Annotated in this window: 28 protein-coding genes and 1 other annotated feature; of the genes, 22 read left to right on the top strand and 6 right to left on the bottom strand. The window is 50.9% G+C overall.

What is annotated here, in order from left to right:
• The first annotated feature begins 9 nt into the window (after positions 1-9).
• A complete protein-coding gene (locus GII36_RS02880) occupies positions 10-1,644 on the top strand; it encodes a sensor histidine kinase (protein WP_260764326.1) in 1,635 nt (544 codons plus the stop codon).
• Here the strand turns inward: GII36_RS02880 and GII36_RS02875 are convergent.
• Positions 1,613-2,737 (bottom strand): glycosyltransferase family 2 protein, encoded by a 1,125-nt coding sequence (locus GII36_RS02875; protein ID WP_260764323.1) that lies wholly within the window; start codon positions 2,735-2,737, stop codon positions 1,613-1,615. The genes GII36_RS02880 and GII36_RS02875 overlap by 32 nt on opposite strands.
• A gap of 99 nt (positions 2,738-2,836) precedes the next feature.
• On the opposite strand from GII36_RS02875, the gene secE reads away from it, so the two are divergent.
• Positions 2,837-3,172, top strand: coding sequence for a preprotein translocase subunit SecE (gene secE, locus GII36_RS02870; protein ID WP_260764321.1), 336 nt, complete (start codon positions 2,837-2,839; stop codon positions 3,170-3,172).
• Positions 3,173-3,178: 6 nt separating this feature from the next.
• The gene (gene nusG / locus GII36_RS02865) at positions 3,179-3,724 is read left to right on the top strand and encodes a transcription termination/antitermination protein NusG (protein WP_260764319.1); all 546 of its coding nucleotides are present in this window, start codon (positions 3,179-3,181) and stop codon (positions 3,722-3,724) included.
• Between the two features lie 16 nt (positions 3,725-3,740).
• Here the strand turns inward: nusG and GII36_RS02860 are convergent, their stop codons facing one another.
• Positions 3,741-4,313 carry a hypothetical protein gene (locus tag GII36_RS02860; RefSeq protein ID WP_260764318.1) on the bottom strand — a complete coding sequence of 191 codons (573 nt, stop codon included), beginning with the start codon at positions 4,311-4,313 and terminating at the stop codon, positions 3,741-3,743.
• Between the two features lie 113 nt (positions 4,314-4,426).
• On the opposite strand from GII36_RS02860, the gene rplK reads away from it, so the two are divergent.
• From rplK to GII36_RS02845, 3 genes are all read left to right on the top strand, one after another.
• On the top strand, positions 4,427-4,852 hold the full coding sequence (gene rplK, locus GII36_RS02855; RefSeq protein WP_260764317.1) for a 50S ribosomal protein L11: 426 nt from the start codon (positions 4,427-4,429) through the stop codon (positions 4,850-4,852).
• A 91-nt stretch (positions 4,853-4,943) separates the two neighbouring features.
• Positions 4,944-5,519, top strand: a complete 576-nt coding sequence (locus GII36_RS02850) for a sugar transferase (protein ID WP_260764316.1) — start codon at positions 4,944-4,946, stop codon at positions 5,517-5,519.
• Positions 5,520-5,594: 75 nt separating this feature from the next.
• The gene (locus GII36_RS02845; RefSeq protein ID WP_260764315.1) at positions 5,595-6,611 is read left to right on the top strand and encodes a hypothetical protein; all 1,017 of its coding nucleotides are present in this window, start codon (positions 5,595-5,597) and stop codon (positions 6,609-6,611) included.
• A 49-nt stretch (positions 6,612-6,660) separates the two neighbouring features.
• Here GII36_RS02845 and GII36_RS05880 read toward each other — a convergent pair whose 3' ends face one another.
• Complete coding sequence (locus GII36_RS05880) at positions 6,661-7,263, bottom strand: transglycosylase family protein (protein ID WP_313900711.1); 603 nt, start codon at positions 7,261-7,263, stop codon at positions 6,661-6,663.
• 254 nt (positions 7,264-7,517) lie between these two features.
• Positions 7,518-8,282 carry a phosphatidate cytidylyltransferase gene (locus tag GII36_RS02830; RefSeq protein WP_260764314.1) on the bottom strand — a complete coding sequence of 255 codons (765 nt, stop codon included), beginning with the start codon at positions 8,280-8,282 and terminating at the stop codon, positions 7,518-7,520.
• 475 nt (positions 8,283-8,757) lie between these two features.
• Between GII36_RS02830 and rplA the strand changes: the two genes are divergently transcribed.
• From rplA to tmk, 5 genes are all read left to right on the top strand, one after another.
• Complete coding sequence (gene rplA, locus GII36_RS02825) at positions 8,758-9,441, top strand: 50S ribosomal protein L1 (RefSeq protein WP_260764370.1); 684 nt, start codon at positions 8,758-8,760, stop codon at positions 9,439-9,441.
• Positions 9,442-9,536: 95 nt separating this feature from the next.
• Positions 9,537-10,043: an NUDIX domain-containing protein gene (locus GII36_RS02820; protein WP_260764313.1), complete on the top strand. Its 507-nt coding sequence runs from the start codon at positions 9,537-9,539 to the stop codon at positions 10,041-10,043.
• Between the two features lie 109 nt (positions 10,044-10,152).
• Entirely contained in the window at positions 10,153-11,037 is an 885-nt protein-coding gene (locus GII36_RS02815; protein WP_260764311.1) for an FAD-dependent thymidylate synthase, read from the top strand.
• A gap of 103 nt (positions 11,038-11,140) precedes the next feature.
• Positions 11,141-12,127 (top strand): dCTP deaminase, encoded by a 987-nt coding sequence (locus tag GII36_RS02810; protein ID WP_260764310.1) that lies wholly within the window; start codon positions 11,141-11,143, stop codon positions 12,125-12,127.
• Positions 12,127-12,807, top strand: a complete 681-nt coding sequence (gene tmk, locus GII36_RS02805; protein WP_260764308.1) for a dTMP kinase — start codon at positions 12,127-12,129, stop codon at positions 12,805-12,807. The genes GII36_RS02810 and tmk overlap by 1 nt, the downstream gene beginning before the upstream one ends.
• Here tmk and GII36_RS02800 read toward each other — a convergent pair.
• Positions 12,764-13,618: a hypothetical protein gene (locus GII36_RS02800; RefSeq protein ID WP_260764307.1), complete on the bottom strand. Its 855-nt coding sequence runs from the start codon at positions 13,616-13,618 to the stop codon at positions 12,764-12,766. The two genes, tmk and GII36_RS02800, sit on opposite strands and share 44 nt — an antisense overlap.
• Positions 13,619-13,705: 87 nt before the next feature.
• Positions 13,706-13,850 (top strand) — a sequence feature (ribosomal protein L10 leader region).
• An 87-nt stretch (positions 13,851-13,937) separates the two neighbouring features.
• Between GII36_RS02800 and rplJ the strand changes: the two genes are divergently transcribed.
• The 9 genes from rplJ to recR all read left to right on the top strand — a co-directional run bounded on the left by rplJ (position 13,938) and on the right by recR (position 21,519).
• On the top strand, positions 13,938-14,462 hold the full coding sequence (rplJ, locus tag GII36_RS02795; RefSeq protein ID WP_260764306.1) for a 50S ribosomal protein L10: 525 nt from the start codon (positions 13,938-13,940) through the stop codon (positions 14,460-14,462).
• A gap of 51 nt (positions 14,463-14,513) precedes the next feature.
• Entirely contained in the window at positions 14,514-14,894 is a 381-nt protein-coding gene (gene rplL / locus GII36_RS02790; RefSeq protein WP_260764305.1) for a 50S ribosomal protein L7/L12, read from the top strand.
• A 204-nt stretch (positions 14,895-15,098) separates the two neighbouring features.
• Positions 15,099-15,614, top strand: coding sequence for a hypothetical protein (locus GII36_RS02785; protein WP_260764304.1), 516 nt, complete (start codon positions 15,099-15,101; stop codon positions 15,612-15,614).
• Between the two features lie 104 nt (positions 15,615-15,718).
• Positions 15,719-16,129 (top strand): hypothetical protein, encoded by a 411-nt coding sequence (locus tag GII36_RS02780; protein WP_260764303.1) that lies wholly within the window; start codon positions 15,719-15,721, stop codon positions 16,127-16,129.
• 28 nt (positions 16,130-16,157) lie between these two features.
• A complete protein-coding gene (gene dnaX, locus GII36_RS02775; protein ID WP_260764302.1) occupies positions 16,158-17,693 on the top strand; it encodes a DNA polymerase III subunit gamma/tau in 1,536 nt (511 codons plus the stop codon).
• The gene (gene dnaB, locus GII36_RS02770) at positions 17,683-19,038 is read left to right on the top strand and encodes a replicative DNA helicase (RefSeq protein WP_260764300.1); all 1,356 of its coding nucleotides are present in this window, start codon (positions 17,683-17,685) and stop codon (positions 19,036-19,038) included. The genes dnaX and dnaB overlap by 11 nt, the downstream gene beginning before the upstream one ends.
• Positions 19,039-19,058: 20 nt before the next feature.
• Positions 19,059-20,546, top strand: coding sequence for a glycosyltransferase family 39 protein (locus GII36_RS02765; RefSeq protein WP_260764299.1), 1,488 nt, complete (start codon positions 19,059-19,061; stop codon positions 20,544-20,546).
• A gap of 41 nt (positions 20,547-20,587) precedes the next feature.
• Complete coding sequence (locus GII36_RS02760; RefSeq protein WP_260764298.1) at positions 20,588-20,896, top strand: YbaB/EbfC family nucleoid-associated protein; 309 nt, start codon at positions 20,588-20,590, stop codon at positions 20,894-20,896.
• An 8-nt stretch (positions 20,897-20,904) separates the two neighbouring features.
• Positions 20,905-21,519 (top strand): recombination mediator RecR, encoded by a 615-nt coding sequence (gene recR, locus GII36_RS02755; RefSeq protein ID WP_260764297.1) that lies wholly within the window; start codon positions 20,905-20,907, stop codon positions 21,517-21,519.
• 3 nt (positions 21,520-21,522) lie between these two features.
• On the opposite strand, the gene GII36_RS02750 is transcribed toward recR, so the two are convergent.
• Positions 21,523-21,789, bottom strand: coding sequence for a hypothetical protein (locus tag GII36_RS02750; protein ID WP_260764296.1), 267 nt, complete (start codon positions 21,787-21,789; stop codon positions 21,523-21,525).
• A gap of 223 nt (positions 21,790-22,012) precedes the next feature.
• On the opposite strand from GII36_RS02750, the gene GII36_RS02745 reads away from it, so the two are divergent.
• Together GII36_RS02745 and cysS are read left to right on the top strand one after the other, a co-directional pair.
• On the top strand, positions 22,013-22,996 hold the full coding sequence (locus GII36_RS02745; RefSeq protein ID WP_260764295.1) for a DHH family phosphoesterase: 984 nt from the start codon (positions 22,013-22,015) through the stop codon (positions 22,994-22,996).
• 14 nt (positions 22,997-23,010) lie between these two features.
• Positions 23,011-24,402 carry a cysteine--tRNA ligase gene (gene cysS, locus GII36_RS02740; RefSeq protein ID WP_260764294.1) on the top strand — a complete coding sequence of 464 codons (1,392 nt, stop codon included), beginning with the start codon at positions 23,011-23,013 and terminating at the stop codon, positions 24,400-24,402.
• The last annotated feature ends 39 nt before the right edge of the window (positions 24,403-24,441 follow it).

The following is a 24,441-nucleotide window of genomic DNA, read 5'->3' as shown; positions in this document are numbered from 1 at the left end:
GGAGCAATCATGACGAGGAAATATCAAAACAGGCGTGCACTTAGGACTGGTAAGTGGTTACGTGTGGCGTGTGTTGTATTCGCACTCCTCTTTATGCTGCAAGGGTATTTAGTCATGGTGGGAATTTTGCCCCAGACGCGCTACATGGGCTCAGGCGTGTTCTTTCTCCTGGTGTTTTGTGGCGCCATACTAGCAGGCTATAGTATACTTTCGCACGAAAAAGATCCACGTATACTGCTCGCTCGCACTGTGGCACTAGAGATTGTAGCGATTGGACTCGTCCTCACCTCGAGCGGATTTGGCTCGTTACTCAGTCTCGCATTGATCTTACTCCTCTACGAAGGATACCGCGTCTACAGTATCAAAGGACTTATCTTGACGGCTACTGTCCTCACATTGGGTATCATACTCGACATATACCGTGCAATTGAGCTTCGCTTACCAAATATTGCCGATATCATAATTGTGGTACTGGCTCTTGTCGCCATTACTGTGGTAGTAAGTGCCATCTTGCGTATACAAGGGGTACGACAAGCCGTGCTTGAGCACAGCAAAGCCCAGGCGGAGCTTGAGCGTTACCGAGTTTCGACGCTTATGAACAACCTCGCTCAAGGCGTACTCAGTGTCGACAGTCACGGTATTGTCCGCATGTACAATGCTGCCGCCCTCAGTATTCTCGACACAAACGGCTCACCAAGCGGGCACCATATTGATGAGATCTTCAAAATACGAGATGAAGAAGGGCATCGTGTCCATATATTTCCGCTCATGAAAAAGAGCAAATATACCGTGGTGCATGACGACTTGTTCTACAAATACTCCGACGACATTGTCCGCCTGGAGGTTTCAATCACGCCTATCCGCGTCGGAAAACATCATGCTCGCCTCGACATCGACCAAGGATTTATCTTGTTGCTTCGCGATATAACCAAGCAGAAAAATCTCGACGAAGAGCGCGATGAGTTTATCAGCGTCGTCAGTCATGAACTCCGCACACCGCTCACTATCGCTGAAGGCACCCTAAGCAATATAGAGGCTATGTATGACAAAGGGCTTGACTCGCCAGATCGTATCCGCCCAGCCCTGAAAGCAGCTCACGAGCAGATGGTTTTTCTCTCGCGCATGGTTAACGACCTCAGCACACTATCGCGAGCCGAACGTGGCGTTGCAGACGAAGTAGAACATATTGATCTCACAGAGCTGGTTAATGGCCTGTATCACGAATACAGCCAATCAGCACACTCAGCGGGTTTACAATTTAATCTTGATACACCACATAAACTTGGCTCAGTAGTTGCAAGTAGGCTATACCTCGGCGAACTTCTGCAAAACTTTTTGACAAACGCTATTAAATATACCAAGCAAGGTTCGGTCACGCTCCACGCGACTGTCTCTCGAAGCCATGTTACTCTGGCTGTTACTGACACTGGGATTGGAATTAGCAAAGCTGACAAGGAGAAGATTTTTGACAAATTTTATCGCAGCGAAGATTATCGTACGCGCGAGACACGAGGCACTGGTCTCGGTCTACATGTCGCCAAAAAACTTGCCGCAAAACTTGGCACGACCATAGAACTCAAAAGTCGCCTCAACCATGGCTCTACTTTTAGTATTACACTTCCTCTCGAGCAACCTGAGAAGTAATCGGTCGCCCCTTCCAGGTGACACTATTCGTCTGGTACCGTATCATACTCACAAGCGTCAGCCATGCATCACCCAACAATACAAAAGGCCACAGCCACATGCCAAGCCAGGCGCCTCGCTCCCACACAAACAAAAGATACAAGAGATAGCAGTAAGCGCCCAAGAGGTACGAGGCGAGGGCAAGCGGCCACAGGGAGGGCACAATCGCCGCGGCGCATGGCGCGCTACCGACACCCAGTTTGAGCAGGCAAGACAGGACACTGCGCCATACAGAAAATCCGAGCTGAGGGTATCGCAGCCGAATCGTTGTTTCGATTTGTGAGCTCATGCGCTTTTCATATGATACGCCGAGCAGCTGATGGCTCGTGAGAAATCTGTACGCACCTTCTGCTAAATACTTCCTCGCTATGGTCACTTCCGGCTCAACATCCGAGCGGAGTGATGCCAGCTCAGCAAAATCTTGCACTAGTGCCTTGCGCCGTACCATCCATGCGCTACTGGCTGCAACTGGACGTGACGGGCGATGAAACAATACATGCCAAAAATATCGCAGTGGCGCCACTACGACACTCATACGCCATACATCGCTGCGCTGAGGCAAGACCGAGACCATGGTTGACTGGGTAGATTCGGCATACGCCACCAACTGCGCGATAGCATGCGGCGCAAGCACCGTGTCAACATCCAGAAACAACACGTAAGTGCCGCTCGCTTCACCCAGCAGTACACTGAGGGCGTAATTTTTACCAAGCCAGCCTACTGGCGGAGTGCTACCGTCTACAAACCGCACCCCATCTTTGGCAAATGACTTGATGAGGCTTGACGTATTGTCCACAGATTCATCATCAAGTACGATGACTTCGAGCTTGGAGTAATTGCTACCGAGCACAGATTCGAGGCAACGAGTCATAGCATGACGTTCGTTGCGTGCCGGTATACACACGCTGACACTTGGGAGCTCGCGCACCATAGATGGTGTGCTGAGCAGCTCGCGGCGATGAAACCTTGCCAGCATCGCGCGAAGTCGCGCAATTGCTACCAACTCTGCTGTACTTGTTGCTACCAGCCATGCGCCCACCAAGTATATTTCCATACCGCTTATTGTAGCACGGCTTGACAGTGCAAACAGAGATAGCTATACTGGTCTTGACAGTCTGCATACGAGCAGACTATTTAATTTGGGAGAAGAACGTTGGCAGACAAGAAAAAAGCATCGTCATCGAAAGTGACCACCCGCGTTGTGGCCTCGACCGACGGTGCGAAGAAACCAGCTAAAAAGCAAACAGTCAAGACAGACAAAGTCGCCGCCAAACCAGCCGACACAACCAAAAAATCAAAAGTAAAGAAGCAGCGCGATAACTATTTTATCGGTGCATGGCGCGAACTCAAGCAAGTACGCTGGCCGGATCGCAAAGCCACCTGGGGCCTTACATTTGCCGTCGTCGTGTATTCTATCTTCTTCTTCCTACTTGTCATCGCGCTCGATGCAGTATTTAAATATTTATTTGATTTCCTGGTGAAAGGATAACGAAACATGGTCCGAAAACGATATGACTCTACTAAACAATGGTACGCCATTCACACGTATAGCGGCTACGAAGACAAGGTAGCCGACAGCATCCGTCAGCGTATCAATGCTGTTGACATGGCCGACAAGATTTTCGATGTCATGGTGCCAAAAGAAAAGCAAATCGAGATCAAAAACGGTAAACGAAAAGTTGTCGACCGCAAGATTTTCCAAGGCTACGTACTTGTCGAGATGAAGCTTACCGAAGAAACTTGGTATATCGTGCGCAACACGCCCGGTGTAACTGGCTTCGTGGGTAGCGGCACTGATCCTACGCCAGTATCTGAGGTAGAAATCCGCAAGATCAAAAAACGCATGGGCGTTGAAGAGCCAAAACACCAGATCGACTACAAAGAAGGAGAAGTGGTCTCTATCACTGATGGTCCGTTCAAAGGTTTCGATGGCGCGATCAGTGAAATCGACTATGCCAAAGGTAAGCTTAAAGTCATGGTTAGCATGTTTGGTCGCGACACACCAGTAGAGCTAGACGCTTTGCAGGTCAAAAAAGTCTAATCACTTCAGCTTACTTTCAAAATATGTGACGCTCTGGAATTTTCCAGAGCGTTGTACATAGGTATTGCAGCCAAAAACAAATAAATGCGACCAAGCAAAGCACGCTCACAAAGAAAAACCCGATATTGGCATGTGCAGCTGCCCCGGGATAATACAACACAGGTACAGCGCATACGAATACAGCCGCCGTAGCGATGAGCTTCGTCCTATACAGGTTACGCGGAATCAGTTTCCAGGATGTTTGCGCTAAGCACCAGCGCGGAAGACTGCGCGACATGTAGCCAATCCAATAGGGAAGACATACGACAAACACTACCACAGCAAGTACGAGCACAGCCGTCAATATACTGAGCAGCAGTTCGCTCAAGAGTCCCGTACTGGCTGGAGGGGCGTCATACTGAGCTGTCTGGGCAGGTACATACAAAAGCGTCTGACCCTTGAAAAGCAAGAACTGCAGACCTCGCAAAAACACTAGCAAAGTCACTACCATCCATGCCATATGCCACGCATAATATCCCAGGCCCCCGATATAGTTCGCCAGCATAGTACGCCACGAGGGGAACCGGCTAGATCGCTGTATAACGCTCATGGTTTCTAGTATACACGTTGTTGCCAGAACGTCGGTTTTTTGCTACAATATGCAGGTTACGCACTAAATAATAACGCTTCAAATAGTTATTTAGTCAAAGGAATTACACAACTATGGCAAAAAAGATTATCGGTAATCTCAAACTCCGTATCCCAGCCGGCCGTGCATCAGCAGGTCCTCCTGTAGGTAGCACACTTGGTCAGTGGGGCCTCAACATGATGGACTTCATCAATCCATTTAACGATGCCACAAAAGGTGACATGGGTAAAGATGTCATCGTGCACATCCAAGTGTTCGAAGATCGCACATTTACTTGGAAAAGCCTCGGTCAGCCTGTAGACGATGCAATTCGCGCCGCTATCGGTATCCAAAAAGGCAGTGGCAAGCCACATGCAGAGAAGGTTGGTAAGATTACTCGTGCCCAGCTCGAAGAAATCGCCAATGCCAAGATGGAAATGCTCAACGCTGTCGATCTCGATGGTGCAGTGAAGACAATCGCTGGTACCGCCCGCAGTATGGGTGTTGAAGTCGTCGAGTAATCGTTACCTCGTCGCACATAAATACTCCCTCACCTGGGGGAGTATTTATTTTTCGCTTGTAACTTCTCTATGCGATTCGTACAATATCGATATGAAAACAGGTGTTGAATACGCCCATTCGCGCGAAAAACGTGTGTTCGATCTGGCTGTCGCCCATACATTGCGCCTGCCTGCGGCAGTTGCACTCCAGGCGCTTCGAGCGTCGGATCTTTTTCGTAACACGGAATATCTGCGCACCGAGAAGCGAGTTGGCGCGTTTGCCAGCCTCGGTGATATCGACAAAATTCGCACTACAAATGACGATAATGAACCGCTCAATACACTCGCTAGCTTCATGGAGCGAATGGGCATCGACGAGTTTGCACAGCACCGTCAGATACGCGCAGGTACCATGTCGATGGTTGGTTGGCGACAGTTGGCACCCATTGATCATGTCAAGCGGTATGCGGAGCCCTACACTCCCCTCGACATCCAGCACCTTTCGCTAGTCGTACCGACACGACCAGGCCTTGTCGGCACTTTTAGCATCGAATCTCATTTCGGCGATCACGATATCGCCTCACAAGAGCTTCAGAAGGAGATGGAGGTATTTGATGTCACACACGGCTCGCTTATCTACGATGCAAATTTGATAGTCAAAGCCATCGCAAAAGTGTTCAGGGCATAATACACTTCTCTATTTCATACGTACCATACACCTCCCATGCTCGCTTTTGTGTCAAAACCATGTAGTATCGTATGTATGAAGAGAGTGACAGCAAGCGAAAGATGGCTACAAGGTCAGACACTGGCCCAAGAGTACGCAGACGACAAAATCTGCAAGATCTATCCTGAGATCGTAGAGGGTAATAATCTGCTCAAGTGGCTTTACAAAGAAAATGCCAATCCAAGCACCATACAAGAGGCAGTCCAGTATCTCACCAAAGGACTAGACTGTGAATGGCCGTATCTTGACGACGACATGTTAGTTTCTGGTGTCTGGCATCGCGGGAAGCTTAGCATCGAAGATACAGAAGAAGGCTACCAGTTATCGCGTGTCTTTGATGTCATTGAACCCGTCCATCGAGTAGCCAAAAGTCTTGGCTTCATCGCTACGCAAGACTCCCGCTCAAGTCCACCAACGCTTAAACTCAAGTTTGACCCTGGCGAGCGTGGTAGCAAAAGTGTCGAGACGCCACTTGGAAGACATGAAATCAGCTTTCAATCGATGGCATTTGGAAATATTGATGAACTTTCACTATCTCCCATATTTGATATCGAACCAGCCGATATAAGCGAGATCAGCGAGCGAATCTACGAAGCTGAAGCTTGGTATCATGAACGCACACGCGAAGGCTCTAAATTCTATGAACTGTCTTCGGCACGACAATATGGTATGTTTGAAAAAGTAACGAATCTCGTACACGATGCGATGCCACTACCAGCATCCAGAACTCATCTGCTAATCACAGCTGCGGCACCTTTTCTGTACTATGAAGCACAAGATGACCATCAACCTGCAGTGTCAAGCAGCGAAGCGGGCAAGTCGTACGAAATTACCGGTACTGTACTCGGTGTCAGCCTCATCAATGCCTGGCAATCCGTACGTGGCGGACGCATGGAAGCAAATCAACGACGATTGCACGAACGTGAGGACTTGCTTGATCCAGATACCGGCATATGTTTGGTAGTAGATCCTTCCGTCGACATGAGCGAAAGCCCGCTCTATCTTCCATATAATGCAACCGATTTCGACCTTGCACTAGAAGGCACAAAATAAGAAGACACTTTGCAGAAAAGTGTCTTCTTTGTCGCAGTAGATTCCAGCTTTAACGTAGTCCAGCTTTTGCCGAACAGCTAGGCCATGCGCCCCAGCCTTGTGCTGCCAGGACTTTTTCGGCTGCGGCTATCTGGGCCTCTTTGCTTGCACCAGCTGCCGAGGCAGAGCCATCTCCGTACTTAGCCCATGTACCAGGACTAAACTGCAGGCCACCACTATAGCCGTTGCCAGTATTGGTGCCCCAATTACCGCCGGATTCACACTGCGCGATCGTGTCCCATACGCCACCGCTCGCTGTTGATGCTGCAGTAGCTTTTAGTTGAGCGTTATATGTCGCTGCCTGTGGTGCCGCCTGATAGCTTACCGCTACGGCAGGTGCCGCCTGCAGCGCACCAAGTCGATCGGGAAGCTGCTCGTCTGCTGTCGGTATACGTACTTGAGCTCCTGCATTAATCACGTCTGGATTGGCAATTTGCGGATTGGCGTTAAACACGCGCACATAGTCGGTGCCGTTGGCTGCCGCGATAGACGACAGTGTATCACCGGGGTTGATAGTCACTGTATCGCCAGGTGCAGCATGCGCCGACCCTCCAACAAACAGTGTGATGACACCAGCCACGGCAAGTGCTGTCAATTTTACATTATATCGCATTGATTTCCTCCTATTTATCTCCCAGTATTCCTGTTATGCTAGAGATATGAATATGGGATGGTGTGCCTTCCTGGTCTCTCACATCCAAAAAACACAAATATTATCTTATCTGCGCATGTTGCTTATGTCAATTATTTTTAGGTTATCGCTAGATTAAAATAGATGATTACAGGGGTCTGCGGAGCGGTATTTCGTACAAAATACCGCTCCGCTAGGGCATTATTCGACGCAGACGACAAGCAGCTATCGCAAGCTTAGCTCAACAGCAAGACCGCGGCCGCAAAAAGTTGGGCGCACAGATGACTGTCGATCCTGTCTAGCAGACCTCCGTGAGAACCGAGTAAGCCCTCTTCGTCGCTCATGAGATAAAAGTCGTCCGCCCCCATGCCGCGTTTCGCCCAGCTAGCGCTCAGATCTCCCAGTACGGCACCGAGTGGCACTATCGCCACTAACCCCCATGAAGAGAGTGGAGCGCCAAGCAACAGACACCCGATAGCGACACAGATGCCTACGAATACGCCCGCCAGTACCATGCCGCATATGAACCCTCCACGAGTTTTGCCACTCGATACATTTGTGAGTGCTCGCGGATGCACCGCTCCGAACTCACAAACCCGAGGCCACCTGTTCGTCATGCGGGGCCACAAGCGACCGCACAGCTGTGCAGCAGTGTCACAGATGATGGTACCGACAAACACGACGTAAAACAGTCCGTGTTGCTGTGTCCACAGATAGATGGCAGCAACCATGCCGCCACCAAGAAGTGCAGTCATAGCTAACTGACGAAACACTGCCCACTGGCGATAATAGCCGGTCAGACAGATTTCCCCGAAAGCAATTGCACATACTGCCGCGGCAATCAGCATCATGCCGGTATCGAGGATCATGCCGACCGTCTTTGAGCCCCACATGTCGGCGCTAGCCCAGTAGTCGATGAGTGCAATGCTCGTCACAAGCGCAATCAACCCCAGAAACCAAGCAGTCTTACCGGCTGTCACGGAATCGTTTTCAGTAGCCATGAGCCACTTCCTTATCTTGTCGTCGAATTGTCGAGTTACAACCCTTGCGCGTTATTGTATGTATTTCGCTACGTACTGCAAGCACAAGCGCTTGATATTCTGTGACATATTTGCTATGATTTGTCTATAACTATCAATGTTGGGAGGTAACTATAACTACCGTTTGCACCACAGAAAGGATTTTACAGATATGGCAAAAAAAGCCGATCTCCTAGAAAAAGCTGCCGAGCTCAAGCTCGAAGTTACAGAGAAAAATACTATTGCTGAGATCGAAGCAGCGATCGCCGGTGCCGAGCATCATGAGGTGAAGGAAGCCGCACCAGCCAAAGCCGGCAAGCGCAGCCAGAAGTCGCTCGATGAAGCTGAAGCAAAAGCCGAGAAAGAAGCCCGCAAAGAAGCAGGCGACACCTCAGCACAAGATCCAGAAGCCGAAGAGGCGAAGAAAAAAGGTCCAGTACCAGTCACTCGTCCACTTATCGAACGCCGCGGCAAAAGCTACCGCAAAGTAGCCGAGAAGCTCGAAGCAGGCAAGGTTTATCCGCTTGCCGAAGCACTCGCACTCGCTGTCGAGACTAACCCTGCCAAATTTGACGCATCCGTTGAAGTACATGTTCGTCTCGGTGTTGACCCACGCCAAGCAGACCAAAACATTCGCGCGACTGTCAGCCTGCCACATGGCACCGGTAAAACCGTCCGTGTCGCCGTATTCGCTCCAGAATCAGAACACGCCGCAGCCAAAAAAGCCGGTGCCGACATCGTAGGCGACGAAGACTTCCTGAAGCAGCTCGACAAAGAAGAGCTCAACTTTGACATCCTTGTAGCTACCCCGCAGTACATGCCGAAGCTTGGTAAATACGCCCGCTTGCTCGGTCCACGCGGCCTCATGCCAAACCCAAAGAGCGGCACTGTCGCAGCTGACGTAGCAAAGGCTACAACCGAAGCCAAAGCTGGTAAGGTAGAATATCGTGTCGACAAACAAGCTATCGTGCACCTCGCCATCGGTAAGGTATCGTTTGGCGCCGACAAGCTGGCCGACAACGCCAAAAGCTTCTTTGATAGTCTGCAGAGCCAGAAACCATCGAGCATCAAAGGCGTCTACATCAAGACAATCAACCTCAGCACCAGCATGGGCCCTGGTATCAAGGTAGAGAACAACTAGTTTCACACTAGTGCGAAACCCACGAGACTAGTCTCGTGGGTTTTTTGTTTGCCCGCGTCGTGTCATACTGAGAGTAGGTAATCTAAAGGAGGAACATGGCAGCTACCGAACAACCCCAAGACGAGCTCTATCCGACTGTCAGCGCCGTATTACTCTACGACAACAAAGTGTTGTTGCGGCGTGATCAGCAGGTCTACAGCTGGCTCAGCCCTAGCACTCACATTGGGATCGATGAAACCCCACTCGGTGCACTCTTTCGACATGTCCAAGCTGAGACAGGCCTGCGACAAGAGTACCTGACAGTGCTCGCCACCTACGCCGACAACATGTCGCTCGAACGCGACGAAGCAGAAGGCAACACGCAGCCCATGCCATTTGACCTCGATATCCATCGCATGGGGCAGGGTAATCACGTGCATATCGACTCTGCCTACATCCTAGTGAGCACTACAGATGAGCTCACACCAGAAGTAGAAGCTCCGCCAGAGCTGGAGTGGTTTGACGCCGAGCAGCTAGGCGAGCTCATGCTCACCAGCAAGATCACCGTAAGTCGCGCGCTTTACGCTCTCCAGAAGCATGCCGAGACAACCGAACAAGAGTAGTGAATAGTCGCAAATACAACAACTACACGCTATATGTAGCGTGTAGTTTGCTATACTAGTCTTGGGTGGGTGAACATACAGAGTTTACCCTACAATTCTAGGAGAAATCATGGCATACAATGCCAAGATCGTACTTGATTCGATCACGGAAGCCGGCGATCGCTTGACCACCATGGAGGTGACATTTCCGCGATTTGTGCTGGCTGAGTTCAACACGCACCGCGTGTTTAGTCGCAACTCGGCGAGCAGTCGGGCGATTCCGTTCGAGAAGCAACTCGCGCGTATCCGAAATGACCCATTTATCCCGATCTATTGGGGTAAAAACCAGCCCGGTATGCAAGCGAGTGTAGAGCTCGAGGGAGCTGAGCGAGAAATCGCTATCGAAGATTGGCTGAAAGCCCGCGACGATGTAGTTGGACACGCACTCGAGCTATATCATGCTGGCGTCCACAAACAGACGGTCAACCGTCTGCTTGAACCGTGGATGTGGCATACCGTCATCGTGACGGCAACCGAGTGGAGCAACTTCTTCGCGCTTCGTGCCAACGAAATGGCGCAGCCAGAGATTCGCGTGATCGCCGAGAAGATGAAGGAGTTGTACAACGCCTCCGAACCGCACCTCATTCGTGAGGGTGAATGGCATATGCCGTATATTCAGCCAAACGAGCTCACCTGGGCGCAAGAGGACCCAGGTGAGGCGGGTAAGATTTCGGCTGCTCGCTGCGCTCGCGTGAGCTACCTCACGCATGACGGCAAGCGCGACCTCGATGCCGATCTGATGCTCTACAAGCGTCTCGTCGAAGGCGGGCATATGTCACCGCTCGAACACGTGGCGACACCGCATCTCGTCGACAATGACTGGCCACGTAGGTCGGAGCCCGGCAGTCGTGTGATTCCAGTGAGCGGTGGCTTCTGTGGCAACTTTTGCGGCTGGAAGCAGCTCAGGAAGTTTGTCTCCAACGAAGCCGACTTTTCACTGGTTGAAAAAGGGTAAATCGCCGATGGGTCGGCTCGATGGATCAATTCCGTCGCTAGCCCATCGGGCTGACTCATTTTTGAAATGATATAATTTATAGAATATAAGAGGGAACAAATAAGTGAGAAGTGGCCTGGTAGAAATCGCTGGTGAAAAAGTGTATAACGTCGACACGCGCGACAACGATGCCACACAGGCAGAACAAGATGAACTATTTCATGAGATCATGCGACACGAGCACCTGTCCGATCCAGCCGACAAACCTGTGTTTACAACTGACAAAGCATTCCTTCGCAGCAACGGAGTACTCAGCGATCGTGAAATACGTGTCGGCTTGGAACTTGGCCACATCGTATGCGATCCATATCCACGCAGTATTAATGGTTCGAGTGTAGACGTCACAATCGGTAAGCAGTTCTATGCCGCGGGAGAACCTCACACTACCGACACGATTTTCACCCCGTATGATTACGAAGATACGTTACGTTATTACGGCATCAAAGACCCGGAGACAGACTTTTTGACGGCGGAGCCCTGGGGAGCTGTACTCACAAAAGTCAAAAAACAAATGGGTCAGCGTGTGCTGGCTCGCTACGAAAACGAGGAGCAACTTTCGCGTATCCCCGCGGAGCATCCGATGATCTTACTACGGCCAGGTGAACGAATTCTCGCACACACCAACGAATTTATCGGTATACTGCCGCCGGGTACTACATCCATGCAGGCGCGCAGCACTACTGGTCGGATCGGGCTGTCAGCATGCTACTGTGCAGGCTGGGGCGACCCCGGCTATATCAACCGGTGGACGATGGAGATTCATAACCTGAACGAAAAAGAGTTCCTGCCTGTCCCAGTCGGTTTTCGCTTGGCCCAGATCGTATTCAGTATGACGGGAAGTGTCGGTACCGAATACGCACAAGCATCTGGTAATTATCAAGCGCAGAACGTCGTCGATCTTTCGTATGCGCATGGCCTCAAGCAGCAGCGGCAGGAAACCTTGCGCGCCACCAAATCACAGTGGCACCCGAGTAATATGCTGCCCCGTGCGTACAAAAACGAAATTTTGCCGCTCGAGCCTGTCGAGGGACTACAGAAAGGAATTGCATAATGAGCGAACGAGGCAAATACATCGTTATTGAAGGTACCGACGGCACCGGTAAATCATCACAAGTTGACATGCTGCAGCACAGCCTCTTGGAACGGGGAGTGCAAGCGATCCAAATTCATGAGCCAGACGGGTTTGCGGGTGACAATACGCTAGGCCTCCCGCGAGTCGATGAAGCGATCGCGCTGCGCCAACGCATTAAAGATGGTACGATTGATCGCACGCCGTGGCAAAACGTTGAGTGGAATACGGCTGCAAGAAAGGCGAATTGGGAGCGAGTCATGCGACCCGCCTTGCAGCGTGGTATCTGGGTTGTGGCGGCTCGGAACTACGTGTCTACCCTGGCGTATCAGGGCTTCGGTGAAGGTGTGTCACTTGATGACATTCTCACGTATACCGCTGAGCAAGTCGGAGAAGAATACATGCGACCGGACTTCCAGACCGTACTAGTTCTCGGTAGTGAAGCTACCCGCCAGGCACGCATCCAAAATCGTGGAGTCTTAGACAGGCCCGATACATTCGAGTCTCGAGGTGCAGAGTTCCAAGCGGCTGTTAGTAGCGCGTATAGTCAAATCGCCAACCAACAACATATTGCCACGATCGACGCAGGTGGCACAAAACAAGAAGTTCAAAACCTCATCATCGCTGATTTGCGTCAACAGGTGCCGGATTCCCCTGTATAAACTCCGTATCAAGCGCTGAATAGTAGGTAGCGAGTAGAGGAATCGCCCATGTCGGCTTGTTTTCCGGATCACGCTCGATCATATGATCTTCTAGCAGTTTTTTGAGACCTTTTGAGTGCGCATCGTAATTGTAATCGCGTGCTTTTCTCACTTGCAGCTGTTGTTCCTCGATAGAATGACGCAGCTTAGTCGGTAGACCGGCATCGGCCATGTCGATCAGCAGACTGTTGCGCACCACGGTGAACACCGAACCGCCAAAATGTGAACGTACTATACGTTTACGTTCTACGACAGGCATATGCGCGTCATCCTGGATAAGTCCTTTGATCTTATAGTGAGAATCGTCGCTCGCCTCCACCGTCTCGAGCCCCGACATCGTATCAAGATCCGCGCGCACCACATCATCAATATCTGCACGAGTTTCCCAGTTATTAACATGTGTAAGCCTTGCAATTTCTATCGACCTCAGAAGTGGATAGTCACGAAGAAACGTGACAAGTTCGCCGTGGGTGCCGTACCCAAGTGTACGCTCTCGAAACGTCTCATCCGCGGCAATCCGCGCCTGCAGCTTCTCATCTTGCGACTGCATTAGCTCGTCGAAATGATAATAGTTGTCGTTGGAGTGATCGGCAATCCGCGCGTAGAGCGCGTTTTCTGCAGGCTTGCGCAGTCGCTCCGGCAGCGACGACTTACTCACTTCGTCTTGTATCACCGCGCGTGCCTGCACATACGAGCTCGGACCCGGAGCCCAGCAATCAAGTGCAATCGGTGCATTTGGATTTTTTACCAGCATTTTTTCTCGCGAAGACATTCTAGAAATATAATATACAAGCATATACCAATTATGTCAATGCCTGCCTTGCTGTAATATATTGACAAAACACTGCACCATCTGTACAATGCCAAATAGACATTACCAGAGACAGTAGCAGCGAAGAGGAAACTCATGCTTAATCCGCTACCGAGGCGATCATCTACCACCATACAGATATCACTGAAAAGTCTTTGGTCATGCGAGAATCAAAGACTTTTTGTGTATTTATGCAGAAGTCTCTCTATTGACCAAATGTAATGCCGCACGTTGACAATCCGGCCGATACATAGAAACAAATCAATCATAGGAGATTTTTATGGCAATTACCCGCGATAAAAAACAAACTTTGGTTGCCGATTTTAGTGACGTACTTGCAAGTTCGAAACTGACCGTCTTCGCTCAGTACCAGGGGCTCAGCGTAGCTGATCTCCAGGAGCTGCGTGCAGCCGCTCGTACTCAGGGTGTCAAAATCCAAGTACTCAAAAACCGCCTCGTTCGCGTGACGCTCGCTAGCAACGACACCTACAAAGACACAGATACGTCTGCACTCGTAGGTCAGCTGCTCTATGCGACAAGCGACAGCGACGAAGTAGCGCCTGCCAAGGTACTCGACGAGTTTGCGAAAACTCACGAAGCCTTGCAGTTTGCCGGTGGTTTCAGTGCTGAGGGACTGGCTATTAGCGTCGACGACGTCAAAGCACTCGCCAAACTGCCAAGTCGCGATCAACTCGTGGCAGAGGTGGTGGCACAGCTGCTTTCGCCAGTTCACGACGTCACAAACGCGCTTTCTGGCAATTTGCATGCACTGCTTGACGGTGTCAGCGAAAAAGCTACCGCGTAATCTGGCAATCAATTTCAATATAGAATCTATAACCCGAAAGGATTTACTCTCATGGCAGACGTAAAGAAACTCGCTGAAGAACTGACTAAACTGACAGTTCTCGAAGTAAATGAACTCAAAAACGTACTTAAAGACGAATACGGCATTGAGCCTGCAGCTGCGGCTGTAGCTGTTGCTGGTCCTGCTGCTGGTGGCGAAGCTGCTGGTGGCGACGACGAGAAGTCTGAATTTACCGTACAACTCAAAGACGCCGGTGCACAGAAAGTTGCCGTTATCAAGGCTGTCAAAGAGATCACTGGTCTTGGCCTCGGTGAAGCAAAAGCCCTCGTTGACGACGCTCCTAGCGCCATCAAAGAAAAAGTTTCAAAAGACGACGCAGAAGCAGCCAAGAAACAGCTCGAAGAAGCTGGCGCAACTGTCGAACTCGTATAGTTCACTCGTATCGGCCCGGATTATCACACAGAATCACCGCTCTATCACAGGGCGGTATTTTGTTGCAAACACAAAATTGACAACGTTTTGACACTGACTACTGTTTTTGCTGTGGATATGCTCGATAAACTTGACAACACCCCCGTCAATCTATATATATAGAGGCAGTACTATAAAAATACAGACAAGGAACTGCGAGAAAATATGTCTGAATTACCAGAAAAACAAGTCAAACGACTGAAATCTCTGATCCAAGACGCAGAGACCAATTTGGCTGCCGCGAAGGAACTACTTATTAGTATCCTCGGTGAAGACGACCAGATCGTGACACCACGAAGCAGCCAAGAAGACGTGACCGGCAAAGTTGTCGAAGGCGTATTTGACGGTCAGATGATGATTGGCCCAGACGGCAAGAATTATCCCGTACCAGCCAACTATGCCAGCAAATCCAAGCTTGTCGAAGGCGACATGCTCAAACTCACCATCACCGACGACGGTGGCTTCGTCTACAAACAAATTGGCCCAACCGCTCGTAAGCAAATCATCGGTATGCTACAACAGCATGACGGTGCTTACTACGTAGAAGCAAATGGGCGAGAGTATCGTATATTGCTCGCCAGCGTCACATATTTCCGTATCGCTGTAGGAGATCAAGTCACTATTATCGTGCCAGAAGACAATCCGGACGCTACGTGGGCGGCTGTCGAAGCAGCACTGTAGCAGCAGCCACCAATTATTGCTTTACAATCTAAACTGTGGCATTATAGCCACAGTTTTTGTTTCGTTCCGAGACAAAAAACCGACAGTACAGAAGGTGGATAGGTATGCAGTACCACATCGTCAGAATGTTTATCGACGAGCTGCTACGAAGAGGCTGGACAGATGAAAATGTAATGCAGCTATTAGAACAAAGACATGTCCTAGATGAGCTCACTGCCTCCGTCAAGCATATGACAAGTGCAAGACTAGCGAGGATTGATTCTCTCGTCAAGAAACATGACTGTGCCGTAACAATCGATGAGGTCATAAAAGAATGTATGCCAGTGTACGGGAACGGACCCCTTAAGCAGACAGGTAACGCATTCCGCAAACTCAAAGAACATGGGCTCATACACCTTGTCGAGTTGACCGAATTATCCATCAAAGATATCGAGAGTCTTGACGGGATTGGCTTTGTCCTGAGGACGCGCATTATCGCAGTTCTCAACGAACACAAGCTGTCGTTAAAAGAGTAGCGGCCACTATCGACTGTCGGATCCCTCGGTGAAATATCCGGGGGCTTCGCATATCTACAAATCAACAACAGCAGGGCGGCAAGCAACAGTGTACAATAGTACTCAGCATGAGGGTAACAACATGTCGGTAGCACTCTACCGCAAATACCGCAGTAAATCACTTGACGATATCGTCGGGCAAGACCATGTGACCGACGTATTGAGTCGTGCCCTCGCACAGGGCAATATTGCGCATGCCTACTTACTGACAGGCCCACGCGGCACAGGCAAAACCTCTATCGCCCGCATACTAGCACATGAGATCAATAAGCTCCCATATACCGACGATAGCGAACATCTCGATATCATCGAGATCGACGCAGCTAGCAACAATGGCGTCGACGATGTGCGTGAGTTACGTGACAAAGCACTGATTGCACCTAGCTCCGCGCTCAAGAAAATCTATATCATCGACGAAGTCCATATGTTATCCAAACCGGCCTTCAATGCACTTCTCAAAACGCTAGAAGAGCCGCCAGAACACGTTGTATTCATTCTCGCGACGACGGATTTTGACAAGCTTCCCGACACAATTGTTAGCCGCACGCAGCGCTATCATTTTCACACCATCTCCGCGGAAGAAGTCGTCGCTCGACTGCGCTACATAGCCAGCACCGAATCTATCGCTATCGACGACGAAGCTCTCGCCATACTTGCTCGTCGTGGCGGCGGCAGTATGCGTGACAGCGTGAGTCTGCTCGATCAAATTCAACATGCGGTAGCAAGTGGCAACACTATCACGGTAACCGATGTGGAGCAGGCGCTTGGCCTCGCTACTGGCGACGAACTCGGCAGCCTCGTCACATCACTACAGTCCAGCAATGCACAACAGGTGATTGCACATGTCACTGCAATAGAAAGTCGCGGCGTGAGCGCCAGTACACTCGCCGCACAGCTTGTAGGGCGTATCACCGAACAGCTGGCAGACACACCTGCGCTCGTGCATGTACTCGAAGGTCTTATGGATGTGCCGAAGTCATCGCATCCCGGCACCAAACTCCTGGTGACACTTCTCGGAAGTATAGTCGACAAGCCTAAGACGATCGCGCTCAGTGCGCAACCTCCAGCCTCAGCTGTCATCTCGCGAGTTGTCACGCCACCAAAACCACGTACCGCCCCAATCAAACCGGTCGCAGCACCCAGCACACCAGTACCAGAACCGCCAGAAGACCCAGGCACTGTCGCGGCTGCTCCAAATGCAGTAGAAGCCGATCTGTCCAAGTTTGACTGGCCCACGGTGGTTGCATACGCGCGTGAACACTACACGGCTGTGTATTCGATACTTTCGAAATGCAGCGCCGAAGTAGACGGGGACAAGATTGTGCTCTACGCCGGTCGCAAATTCAACAAAACCAAACTCGATAGTGCCAAATATCGTCCGCAGCTCGGGGAGATCCTGGCTCAGACAGGCGTCGGTGCCGGTGCCTACGTAGAGATCCTAGAGACTACCGCCCCGCCCAAAGACGCCCAAGCGGCGCGAATAGCTGCTATGATGGGGGGAGGAGAAGAAGTGGATGTCAACTAAAGCCAGCAAAGAGGTCGCCGCGCGCATACCGCCGCAAAACCTAGACGCCGAAAAAAGTGTACTGGGCGCTGTGTTGATTGACGAAGAAATTTTGCCGGATGTTACCGAGCTCGTCAAGCCAATCGACTTCTACGAGAAACCCCACGAAATGATCTTTGATGCTATGGTGCGCCTGTATGAGCGCCACAAGCCTGTCGACATGCTGACACTCACCGACGAGCTTAAGCGTCGAGATCAGCTAGAGATTATAGGTGGTTCGGCATACTTGTCTGAGCTCACAAACTACGTACCCACGGCAGCCCATGCCGAAGCCTATGCCGAACTCGTATCGCAAAAAGCCGTTCGTCGTCGTCTCATCCACGCCAGCAGCGAAATTACCGAGCTTGGCTACGACGAAGAGTTTGAGACCCAAGAGTTGCTCAGTAAAGCCGAGTCCGAGCTCTTCGCTGTCAGCGACCAGTCGCTCAAACAAGACCTCGTGAGTATTGAAAATGTTTTGACAGAGAGTTTCGATCGACTTGAAGAGCTCCATCGCAACAAAGGTGCCCTGCGCGGTATTAAGACCGGCTACCGCGATCTCGACAATATGACTGCCGGTTTGCAGCGTAGTGACCTGATTATCCTAGCTGCCCGTCCGGCCATGGGTAAGACCACGCTCGTTACCAATCTCGCCTACAATGTTGCTACAATCGAGCAAAAAGCCGTCCTCTTCTTCAGCCTCGAGATGAGCAAAGAGCAGTTGGTCGATCGTATGCTCGCCGATGCATCGGGTGTCGATAGCTGGAATATCCGCACCGGCAATTTGAGCGACGACGATTTCGCTAAACTATCCGACGCCATGGGCGAGATGGCAGAAGCACCAATCTACATCGACGATAAACCAGGTCTGTCGGTACTCGAGATGCGCACCAAAGCCCGACGTATTGCACATGAGCAAGAGCTCGGGCTGATCATCGTGGACTACCTGCAGCTCATGCAGGGTAGCGCACACAATGCCGGTAACCGTGTCCAAGAGGTGAGTGAGATCTCGCGTGGGCTCAAGCTGGTTGCCCGTGAACTCAACGTACCACTTATCGCACTGAGTCAGCTCAGCCGTAGTGTCGAAGCACGCACGCCGCCAATCCCGCAGCTGTCCGACCTGCGTGAATCTGGCTCCATTGAGCAAGATGCCGATATTGTGTCGTTTATTTACCGGCCCGGCTACTACGAGCCGGACAATCCCGACGTAGCAAATATCACCAAACTCATCATCGCCAAACACCGTAACGGTCCCGTCGGCCAAGTGGAGCTCTTCTTCCACCCAGAGCGTCTGCGCTTCATGTCGCTCGACAAACGCCACGACTAGCACGTATAATAAGTCTATTCATGACAAAAGACACAGTCAAAGACTACACGCTCTATAAGCTGCGGTTTTGGATCGGCTATGGCGCGCTTCTCATTATCTTGGCAAGTGTATTGGTATTTGCTGCTCTCTATGTGCCCGGTGGATTCACTCCAGATGAGCAGACATCTGCCCTCCGTAGCGCGAGCCTCAGCCTATCACACCCCGAAACACTACTGGTGGTTGATTTGCCATACCATGCACTCCAGCGACTTTCCATCAGCGTGTTTGGGCTCAGTAGCTTTTCGGTCACGCTTCCGTCATTGCTATTTGGGCTACTGACGGCAATTGGTATTGTACTGGTGATTAGTCGCCGCTTCAGTCATACAGTGGGTATTTTAACCGGTGGTATCATCACCATATCAGCGTTTTTTATCTCACTTGCCGCCACTGGCGCACCGACGATTATGATGATGTTCTGGCCGGTAGCTCTCTTGACTATAGCCAGCTTCGGAGTTAACCGTCGCAAACTACACCCTGCAGCTGTCTATATTGGCAGTGTTGTGGCCGCCCTGAGCCTGTTCACGCCGTTTAGCATCTATATTCTACTTGCGCTTTTTATCGGTGGACTCTTGCATCCACACATTCGTTATCTGTTTCGCAAAACTCCTACCGAAGCAATCTGGACAGGTGCAGTAGTTATCGCCGCCGCACTAGGCATGATTGCCTATGGCGCCTACCGCGACATAGCACTGCTTACAGACCTGGTATATAGGTCGTCCCATTTCTCGCTCGATATCCTAGCGAATACCATCCTGATTGGTACGCAGCTCGTAGACTTCTCGTCGACCAGCACCACCAACACAGGCTTACTGGCGCCAGTATTTGGCCTAAGTGCACTGACACTTGCTGGAGTTGGCGTGTACAGCTTGGCGTATTGGCGACATTCGGTCGTGAGCTACATCGTGTTCTCGTGGACACTCATGCTCATCCCGATATTACTCCTCAATCCGACATCGCTCGCGCTGCTCATCGTGCCTCTCACATTTCTGGTGGCAGCCGGAAGCAACTATCTCCTGCGATATTGGTACAAGCTCTTCCCACGTAATCCTTATGCTCGCGTCTTCGCGCTCATGCCGGTTACAATTCTTTTTGCCTGTATTATCTTGTCGGGCGTGACACGCTATTTTTACGCCTTTCACTACTATGCACCGCTCGCGAACGCTCCCTCGCACGACACATCACTTGTCGAGCAAGAGCTCCGCGACCATCCAAGTGCAACACTACTAGTAGCGCCGAGCGAAAAACCCTGGTACCGACTCTACCTCGATTCCAACCATCTCGACAACGTAGCGCTAACCGACTCGACCGACCGCCTACTCCAGGCGGGTAGCCTGACAGACGATGTGATCGCTACCAAAGCCAGTAACTTGACAACCAGCGGCGCCCTGCTACCGAGTCGCGTGACAGCCTGGAGCAATTACGAGGGCAGTAGCGACCGGCTCTACATCTACAAAAAAACCGAAAAATAACCTATAATAGACCTAGTAATTCAGAGGAGGAATACTTCACTATGGCATTTGACCAAATGAAAATGCTCAACGACCTACGTAAAGCACAGAAGGAGCTCAAGAAGCAGCAGATTATCGCCGTAGCCGGTGGAGATGACGACGCCGACGATCCAGCAGTTGAAGTCACCATCAACGGTGAGCTCAAAGTAGAGAATATCAAGATCAACCCAGAATACGTCGATCTCGAAGACATCGAAGAACTCGAGGGTTGGCTCGAAGCTGCAATTCGTGACGGCATGGCAAAAGCTCAGGAAGTTGCAGCCGAAAAGATGAAGCCGCTTATGGGTGGCATGAATCTACCAGGCATGTAGGACGAGTCGTGGCGCAATTGTTGCCTCAGGCACTTCTCACTGTCATAGACGAAATCGGCAAGCTGCCGGGAGTTGGTGCGCGTACAGCCGAACGTTACGCGTACCATCTTTTGCGTGCAAACCAAACGTCAAATGACAAGCTCGCGAATGCGATTACCGCACTTCATAGCGGTGTCAAGTATTGCCCGGTGACATTCGCGCTCATCGACGCGTCTCAAGATGTCTCTCCACTCTATAGCGACGATGCCCGCGACAAAACACTCGTGGCAGTGGTCGAAGAGCCTCTCGATATCATAGCGCTCGAACGCACTGGTCAATACCGCGGCACGTACCACGTACTTGGTGGTGCTATCAGCCCAATCGACGGCATCGGGCCGGAACAACTTCATATCCCCGAGCTTATCCAACGCATCACAAGCGACGAGGTTGTTGAAATTATCATCGCCACAAATGCCAGCGTAGAGGGCGAGTCGACTGCACTCTTCTTGCAGCGACAAATCGAAAATCACGGACTGAAGGTAAAGATGAGTCGTCTCGCTCGCGGCTTACCTGTTGGTGTTGACCTCGAGTACGCCGATCAAATTACGCTTACACATGCACTAGAAGGTCGAAGAATCTTATAAAATTCAACAACCCCTCACAAATACATGCGAGGGGTTGTAGATTGAAAAACAGTCACAGTGTCGCCGCAGGATGGCGTTTGCCTTTTTAGAGCGTCTTGCGAGGTGCTTGCGCTTGCGGTCGGTCAAGGCCTTCTTGGTTTCGCTCTCGTCCGTAGCGGCATTCTTCTCATTGAAATCCCTCTCCACTAGTGAATGGAGGATGATGGTGAGAAATACGCCGAAGAGCCAAGCGCCCGTTAGCGCCGAGCTGACACGAAAGAGGTCTGACATGACCCCATCCGATAAGGCCGCCCCGATCAGAGCCATGGTAAGCACAGTGGTGGTCGGGAGTATGTTGGGGGTATTGTCACTCATTTCGCTCTCCTTGAGATGAGAATGGCCAATGGTCTATCTATCAATCTACTGACCATTTTGGTCATGTTTATATTATAGCAAATTTTATGTATTTTGTCAATATTCTATGTGAACTATACCTCTGTTACAATAGTAAGTAATGTTCGACAAATCCACTCAACTCATCACTTCAGCTAGCAAAATCATCGTCATCCAAGCCGAAAACCCCGATGGCGACAGCCTAGGCAGTAGCTTAGCGCTCGAAGAAATCCTCGGTGATCTCGGCAAAGAAGTCGTGCTGTATTGTCCGATAGAAATTCCAAAATACATGCGCTACATCCAGGGGTGGGATAGAGTTGTGAATGATTTCGACACTACGGCAGACCTCGCAATCATCGTCGACACCACAGCCGACGTACTCATGAGCAAGGTGCTCGAAGCACGCGGTGCACGCCACTACCTAGAGACGCACGACGTCCTAGTTATCGACCACCACACGGAGACTGCACCAAATCTCAGCTTCAAGTACGAGCTACTCATCGAAGAAGCGCCGGCGGCAAGCCAGGTCATTTATCATCTCGCAAAAGAAGCGGGCTGGACTATTAATTCGCAAGCAGCAGAGAACTTGATGGTTGCGCTACAATCGGACACGCTCGGTCTTACCACGCCAAATGTCCAACCGGAATCATTCAAGATCGCCGGAGAGCTCACTGCACTCGGTGCCAGTGTAGCCGCTATCGAAGAGCGCCGCCGCGAGTTTATGAAAAAGCCGCAAGAAATCTTAGCCTACAAAGGCCGCCTCATCGAACGTGTCGAATATTTCTGCGATGGTAAGCTCGCCTTAGTACGTATCCCGTTCGAAGAGATTCAAGCCTACAGCGACGCCTACAATCCCAGCGTGCTCGTACTCGACGAAATGCGCCTTGTTATCGGCGTTGAGCTCGCCGTGGCGATCAAGACATATCCAGACGGCAAACTGACAGGCAAACTCCGTAGCAACAGTCCTATCTCGGCCGACGTAGCGGGTTACTTCGGTGGTGGTGGCCATAAATACGCTGCTGGGTTTCGTGTCTACGAAAGTGAAGAGCAGGTTATCCGTGAGCTTATCGAAGCAACCGACAAGGCCTTGGGGACACAGCAATGAAACTCTATAACACCATGAGCCGTCAAACTGACGAGCTAAAGCCGCTCGAAGAAGGCAAGGTGAGCATATATACCTGTGGCCTCACTGTCTACAGCCAGCCTCACATCGGCAACTGGGTAGCATATATCTACTGGGACTTACTGGTACGCATACTCCAAGTAGAGGGCTACGATGTCACTCGCGTGCAAAATATCACCGATGTTGGTCACCTGACCGATGACGGCGACGCAGGCGAGGATAAAATGCAAAAAGGTGCCCTACGCGAAGGCAAAACCGCCTGGGATGTGGCACAAAAATACATTGATATCGCCGACCACGAAGCCTACGGCCAGCTAGGTTTGATCCACCCAACACATTTGCCACGTGCCACGGATTACATTCCACAGCAAATCGCGTTTGTCGAAGAACTCGAGAAAAAAGGCTATACATATACTATCGATGACGGTGTTTATTTCGACACCAGCAAACTCAGCGACTATGGCAAGTTGGCGCGGCTTGATATCGACGGCCTAGAGTTTGGTGCGCGTGTAGCCGACACAGGTAAGCGCAATCCGACAGACTTCGCGCTTTGGAAGTTTTCGCCCGCAGATGAAAAACGCGACATGGAATGGGAGAGTCCTTGGGGCACCGGCTTCCCGGGCTGGCATCTAGAATGTAGCGTGATGGCGCGTGAACTACTCGGTGACCAGATCGACATTCACACTGGAGGTATCGACCACATCCCAGTACACCACACTAACGAAATCGCTCAGACCGAGAGTCTCACCGGCACCACGTTTGCCAACATGTGGGTACATGCCAACCACATGAAAGTAGACGGCACCAAAATGAGCAAGAGCCTCGGTAATATTTACACCCTCGCAGATATTGAAGAAAAAGGCTACAGTGTTATGGCATTCAAACTTTTCGTCTACACCAAACATTACCGTAGCGAAGGCAACTTCACCTGGGAAAACCTGGAGGCGGCCCAGAATCGCCTCTCGCATTGGCGTAATGTGGCTGCCTTGCGTCACCAAACACACGACAGTCTACACCAGAACGACGAGATGGATCCTTCGCCAGCGGCCATAGGCGCTATTCGTGAAGCACTTAGCGATGACTTGAATACACCCGAAGCCCTGCGCATCATTGACGAAACATTTAGTGATATCGAAGCACGTGGATTCGACCATATCAATCATCACACGCTTACTGAGCTACTTGAAGCGATTGATGATATACTCGGTCTCCAACTAATAGAGAGTACTCCGGATATTACAGATGATCAGAAGCGACTTATCCTAGGGCGCACGCAAGCTCGCCAGAACAAAGATTGGATGAAATCGGACGAGCTACGTGATCGGCTAGCGGTAGACGGTATCGCTGTGCGTGACACCGCGCATCATACGATCTGGGAATACAAGTAGCGCGCCTGTCATTCCAGACTTGATCTGGAATGACAAACT

Source organism: Candidatus Mycosynbacter amalyticus (genome assembly GCF_025273655.1).
Taxonomy (GTDB): domain Bacteria; phylum Patescibacteriota; class Saccharimonadia; order Saccharimonadales; family Saccharimonadaceae; genus Mycosynbacter; species Mycosynbacter amalyticus.
The sequence above is the reverse complement of the archived record's forward strand: the minus strand, read 5'-3'. Positions and strand labels throughout refer to the sequence as shown.